Origin of the sequence: Streptomyces sp. MH60 (assembly GCF_002939385.1) — a bacterium.
Classification (GTDB): Bacteria; Actinomycetota; Actinomycetes; order Streptomycetales; family Streptomycetaceae; genus Streptomyces.
This window is the reverse complement of record NZ_MULI01000148.1, coordinates 1-6,355: the sequence shown is the minus strand read 5'-3', so window position 1 is coordinate 6,355 and position 6,355 is coordinate 1. Positions and strand designations below refer to the sequence as shown.

Sequence of the window (6,355 nt, the reverse complement as noted above, 5' to 3'; positions counted from 1 at the left end):
GGCCCCGCTGCGCACCGACACCGCCACCGGCGGCGAGCGGCACACGCGCGTGTCCGCGCCGCTGCCCCAGGCGGCCCGGCTCCTCGACGAGCTGGGCCTGGCCCGAGCCACCCCCGCCTCCCTGATGGCCCGCTGGGCCGCCGCGGCCGACGACACGGAGTCCCTCGGGGGACGCGCGCAGGCGGTGCTGGGCGCCGGTCCGCGCGGCCCCGTCCTGGTCGACCTGGCCGCCGAGGGCCCGCACCTGCTGATCGAGGGACCGTCCGGCAGCGGCCGCACCGAGCTGCTGCGGGCGATCGTCGCCTCGCTCGCCTCCGCCGAACGCCCCGACCGGCTCGGCGTCGTCCTCATGGACGGCCGCGACAGCGTGAGTTCGGGCGGCGCCCACGGCGAGGGCCTGCGCGTGTGCACGGACGTACCGCACGTCACCACCCACCTCACCGCCAACGACCCGGTACGGATGCGGGAGTTCGCCCAGTCCCTGAGCGCCGAGCTGAAGCGGCGCGCCGAACTGCTCGGGCGGTCGGACTTCGCCGAGTGGCACACCGGGCGCGAGGTGTCCGGCCGGCTCGTCGCCCAGCGCACGCCGACGCCCTCCGGGCCCGCGCCGGTCTCCGACTCCGGGGACGTCGAGTCCCCGCCCAGCTCCACCCTGCGGCTGCGTCCGGCCGCCGCCAGGCGCCGGACCGGGCCCGTCCCGCCGCTTCCCCGCCTCGTCGTGGTCGTCGACGACCTCGACGCCCTGGTCACTCCCCCGCTCGGCTCCCCCGGGCGGCCCGCGGCGGGCTCGGTGATGCGGGCGCTGGAGGCCGTCGCGCGGGAGGGCGAACGGCTCGGCGTCCACCTGGTGGCCGCCACCGCGCCCGGCGGCCGTACGGACCGTACCGAGCCCGCCCTGCGCGCGACCCTGCGCATCACGCTGGACGCGCCGGCCCCGGGACCGGACGAACCGGCGCCCGGACGCGGGCGGTTGGCGCACCCCGACGGACGCACCACCGCCTTCCAGGGCGGCCGCGTCACGGGCCGCATCCCGCGCACGGCGACCCTGCGCCCCACGGTGGTCCCCCTGGAGTGGCACCGCATGGGCGACCCGCCCACCCGCCGCCCGGTACGCGAACTGGGCAACGGCCCCACCGACCTGGCCCTGCTGGCCAGCGCCCTGGAACGAGCGGCCAGAGAGGTCTCGGCGGCAAAGGTCCCGTCCCTCCTGTGACTCCGGACGCGTGGCCCCGGGCGCGCGATTCAGCCCGTCCGGCGATTGAGGACGAGGCCGACCAGGCCGAAGCGGGGGCCCGGGGGCGGCAGCCCCGAGTCGCCCGCACCGACGCCGGACGCCTGATCATGGTCACGACGCGGTCACGATCCCCCCGTTGACCGCGGACGCGCCCTTGCCGCCCTCACCCCCCTGGCGTACACCAGAGCGCACGGGAGAGCGCCGAGCGTTCGACGAGGAACGAAGAACGGGGCAGTGATGCGCACGAGCAGCACCATCCGGACACGCAGAACCGTCAAGAGGGCGACCAGGATCTCCGCCACCCTCGCCGCGGGAGCGCTCGCGCTCTCGCTCACCGCGTGCGGCGGCGACGACGACAACGGCGACGACGGCGGCGACAAGGGCGGCGGCGACAAGCAGCCGGGCGCCTCCGTCACCCTCCCGAAGCTGGACGGCGAGAGCCTGGAGGTCGCCGCCGTCTGGACCGGCACCGAGCAGGAGAACTTCAAGAAGGTCCTCGCCGAGTTCGAGAAGCGCACCGGCGCCAAGGTGACCTTCGTGCCCGCCCAGGACCCGATCATCAACTTCCTCGGCTCGAAGGTGGCGGGCGGCGCCCCGCCGGACGTGGCGATGCTCCCGCAGCCGGGCGCCATCAAGCAGGCCGTCGACAAGGGCTGGGCCAAGCCGCTGGGCGCCGAGGCGACCAAGGAACTCGGCGAGAACTACTCGCCGGGCTGGCAGGACATCGGCAAGGTCGGCGGCAAGCAGTACGGCGTGTACTACAAGGCCGCCAACAAGTCGCTGATCTGGTACAACGCGCAGGTCTTCGAGAACGCGGGCGCCGCCGAGCCCAAGACCTGGGACGAGCTGCTCAACACGGCCCAGACGGTCTACGACTCCGGTGTCACCCCGTTCTCCGTGGGCGGCGCGGACGGCTGGACGCTCACCGACTGGTTCGAGAACGTCTACCTCTCGCAGGCGGGCCCGGAGAAGTACGACCAGCTCGCCAAGCACGAGATCAAGTGGACGGACCCGTCCGTGAAGGAGGCGCTGACCACCCTCGCGGAGATCTGGGGCAAGAAGGACTTCGTCGCGGGCGGCGCGTCCGGCGCGCTCCAGACAGAGTTCCCGGCCTCGGTGACGCAGACCTTCACCGGCGGCGACCAGCCCAAGGCGGGCATGGTCTACGAGGGCGACTTCGCCCAGGTCAACATCGGCGAGACCAAGGCGAAGGTCGGCACGGACGCGAAGGTGTTCCCGTTCCCGGCCGTGGGCGACACCGCGCCGGTGGTGTCCGGCGGCGACGCGGCCGTGGTCCTCAAGGACTCCAAGGCGGCGCAGGCGCTGGCCACCTGGCTGGCCTCGCCCGACGCGGCGGCGATCCAGGCGAAGCTCGGTGGCTTCCTCTCGCCCAACAAGAGCATCGACTCCTCGGTGTATCCGAACGAGGTGCAGAAGAAGATCGCCGACGCGCTGATCGCGGCCGGTGACGACTTCCGCTTCGACATGTCGGACCAGGCCCCGCAGGCCTTCGGCGGCACCCCCGGCAAGGGCGAGTGGAAGGCGCTTCAGGACTTCCTGAAGAACCCGAAGGACGTCGCGGGCGCCCAGGCGAAGCTGGAGGCGGACGCGGCCGCCGCCTACGGAGGCTGACGCGATGGCGTCGGCGACGGCGGCGGGAGCCTCACGGGGCCCCGCCGCCCCCAAGTCACCCAAGTCGCGCAAGAGCGTGACCGGCACCCGCGGGTCCGTGGCGGCGCTGTTCCTGCTGCCCGCCCTGGTGCTGCTCGGCGCGCTCGTGGTCTACCCGATCGGGTACTCGCTGATCCGCAGCTTCTACGACCAGTCCGGCGACTCCTTCGCCGGGTTCGACAACTACGAGACGCTCTTCACCGACGACGGCATCCGCACCGCCCTGAAGAACAACGTCATCTGGGTGGTGTTCGCGCCGACGGTCGCCACCGCGCTCGGCCTCATCTTCGCGGTGCTGACCGAACGCATCCGCTGGGGCACGGCGTTCAAGCTGGTCGTCTTCATGCCGATGGCGATCTCGATGCTCGCGGCCGGCATCATCTTCCGCCTGGTGTACGACCAGGACCCGGACAAGGGCGTCGCGAACGCGGTGTGGGTCGGGGTGCACGACACGTTCGCCGAGTCGTCCGCGTTCCCGAAGGCGCACCCGGGCCGCGACTCGCCGCTGAAGCCCGCCGGCGGGGGCGCGTTCATCACCAAGCAGCCGGTCACCGCGGGCACCCCGGTCGTCCTGCCGCTGGTGGGCGTGGCCCCCGACCTGATGCCCGACGGCGCGAAGAAGGCCGCGACCGCCGAGCCCGCGGACGGGAAGGTCACCGGCACCACCTGGCAGGACTTCACCCGCGGCAAGGGCGTCGGCAAGCTGGGCGGCGTCGACGCGGCCGAGCTGGGCTACGCCGGGATGAGGATCGAGGCGGTCAAGGACGGCGAGGTCGTCGCGTCGGCCACGGCGGCCGGGGACGGCACCTTCACGCTGCCCGCGGCGGCCGACGGGGCACTGCTCAGACTGCCCGCCGACAACTTCGAGGAGCCGTACAACGGCCTGAACTGGCTCGGCCCCTCCCTGGTCACCCCGGCGATCATCGGATCGTACGTCTGGATGTGGGCGGGCTTCGCGATGGTGCTGATCGCGGCGGGTCTGGCGGGCATGCCCCGGGAGCTGCTGGAGGCCGCCCGGGTGGACGGCGCCAACGAGTGGCAGGTCTTCCGACGGGTGACGGTGCCGCTGCTCGCACCGGTCCTCGCGGTCGTGGTCGTCACCCTGATGATCAACGTGCTGAAGGTCTTCGACCTGGTCTTCATCATCGCCCCGGGCTCCTCCCAGGACGACGCGAACGTGCTCGCCCTGGAGCTGTACCGCAAGGGTTTCGCCTCGGACCAGCCGGGCGTCGCCAGCGCCATCGCGGTGTTCCTGCTGCTCCTGGTCATCCCGGTGATGTGGTTCAACGTACGGCGACTTCGGCGGGAGGTGCGGCGATGACCGCGGACGCGGGTTCCCTCACCGGAACCGGACCCGGCACCGGGACCACCGCCGCGACGCCCGGGAAGACCGTGAAGGCGAAGCAGTCGCTCGGGTCCCGGCTCGTCGAGGCCGTCAGCGGCGGTCTCCTCCGGGTGTTCCTGATCGTGGTGGGCCTGTTCTGGCTGGTCCCGACGATCGGGCTGCTGCTGTCCTCGCTGCGCACGCCCGAGGACATGGCGGCGAGCGGCTGGTGGAAGGTCTTCACCGAGCCGTCGCAGCTCACCTTCCAGAGCTACGAGGAGCTGCTGAAGAACGGCGACATCACCTCCTCCCTCCTCAACACCGCGCTGATCACCGTTCCCGCGACCGTCCTGGTCGTGGTCATCGGGGCCCTGGCCGGATACGCCTTCGCGTGGATGGAGTTCCCGGGCCGCGACTGGTGGTTCCTGGCCGTGGTCGGGCTGCTCGTCGTGCCGGTGCAGGTCGCCCTGATCCCGATCGCCGAACTCTTCGGCAAGATCGGCCTGTTCGGGTCGATGCTCGGCGTGATCCTCTTCCACGTCGGTTTCGGTCTGCCGTTCGCGGTGTTCCTGCTGCGGAACTTCTTCGCAGAGATCCCGAGGGAGCTGCTGGAGGCGGCCCGCCTGGACGGTGCCGGTGAACTGCGACTGTTCGCGCGGGTGGTGATGCCCCTCGGCGGGCCCGCCATCGCGAGCCTGGGCATCTTCCAGTTCCTGTGGGTGTGGAACGACATGCTAGTCGCGCTGATCTTCTCGGACGCCGGGAGCCAGCCGATCACGGTCGCCCTGCAAACGCAGGTACGGCAGTTCGGCAACAACATCGACGTGCTGGCGCCGGGCGCGTTCATCTCCATGGTGATCCCGCTGGCCGTGTTCTTCGCGTTCCAGCGGCAGTTCGTCTCGGGCGTCATGGCGGGCGCCGTCAAGTAACCGCCGCGACACCACCCTTGAGGGGGCGGGCCGGTCTCCGGTCCGCCCCCTCATCCGTACGGGCACAACGTCCCCCGAATGCCCCGGGGACCGTAACCAAGTCGCTCCACCGGCCGTTGCCGGGCCGAACGCCCGCACCGATCCCGCCGACCGATGGATGTCCCCGTGCCCAGGTTCAGTGTCATCGTTCCCGCGTACCAGGTGCAGGCGTATCTGCACGCGTGCCTGGAGTCGGTGCTGGCCCAGTCGTACCCGGACTTCGAGGTGATCGTGGTCGACGACTGCTCGCCGGACGCCTGCGGCGCGATCGCCGACGAGTTCGCGGCCCTGGACCCGCGCGTCCGCGTCGTACGCCTGCCGCGCAACGAGGGGCTGGGCCCCGCCCGCAACGCCGGGATGGACCGGGCGGGCGGCGACTACCTGGTCTTCCTCGACGGCGACGACACCCTCACCCCGCACGCGCTGCGCGGCATCGCCGACCGGATCAAGGAGACCGGCGAGCCGGACGTCCTGGTCTACGACTACGCGCGCACGTACTGGACCGGCGAGACGGTGCGCAACCAGGCCGCCGCGCACCTCGCCGAGCAGGGCCCGGCGCCGTTCCGGCTGACCGACCGGCCGGGGCTGCTGAAGCTGCTGATGGTGGCCTGGAACAAGGCGGTGCGGCGGGAGTTCGCCGAGCGCGAGGGCTTCGCCTTCCCGCCGGGCTACTACGAGGACACGCCGTGGACGTACCCGGTCCTGATGACGGCGGGGTCCGTGGCCACCCTGGACCGGGTCTGCGTCCACTACCGGCAGCGGCTGCGGGGCGGCATCCTGGGCACGCCGAGCGAGCGGCACCTGGACGTCTTCACGCAGTACGACCGCGTCTTCGCGTTCCTCGAGGCCCGCATGGAGACACATCCGGAGTCGCGCGATGAGCTGGCCCGCTGGCGGCCGGTCCTGTACCGCCGCATGGCCGACCACCTGACCACGGTGTACACCCGCCCCGACCGCCTCCCGCGCTCCCTGCGCGCCGAGTTCCTGCGCCGGGCCCGCGTGCACTGCCGCCGCTACCGGGTCCCCGGCGCCCGCGCCCCGCTGCCCGTCCGCCTCCGCCACGCCCTGCTCCGCCTCGGCCTGCGCCGCACCTACGGCGCCCTGCGCCTCGCGTCCGCGCTGCGCCGCCGTACGGCGAGGCTCACCGGGAGACTGCTG

The 6,355-nt window shown here is 72.4% G+C and carries 5 protein-coding genes; all 5 read left to right on the top strand.

Features of this window, described 5'->3' with window-relative positions; translation table 11 throughout:
* The coding region (locus BZZ08_RS37875) for an FtsK/SpoIIIE domain-containing protein (RefSeq protein WP_274543307.1) at positions 1-1,213 on the top strand (1,213 nt) is incomplete at its 5' end.
* Positions 1,214-1,471: 258 nt separating this feature from the next.
* A complete protein-coding gene (locus BZZ08_RS37870; RefSeq protein ID WP_104636665.1) occupies positions 1,472-2,866 on the top strand; it encodes an ABC transporter substrate-binding protein in 1,395 nt (464 codons plus the stop codon).
* Between the two features lie 4 nt (positions 2,867-2,870).
* A complete protein-coding gene (locus BZZ08_RS37865; RefSeq protein ID WP_198601940.1) occupies positions 2,871-4,226 on the top strand; it encodes a carbohydrate ABC transporter permease in 1,356 nt (451 codons plus the stop codon).
* A complete protein-coding gene (locus BZZ08_RS37860; RefSeq protein ID WP_104636664.1) occupies positions 4,223-5,158 on the top strand; it encodes a carbohydrate ABC transporter permease in 936 nt (311 codons plus the stop codon). Before BZZ08_RS37865 ends, BZZ08_RS37860 begins: the two co-directional genes overlap by 4 nt.
* Before the next feature lie 165 nt (positions 5,159-5,323).
* On the top strand, positions 5,324-6,355 hold a 1,032-nt coding region (locus tag BZZ08_RS37855; protein ID WP_198601939.1), incomplete at its 3' end, for a glycosyltransferase family 2 protein.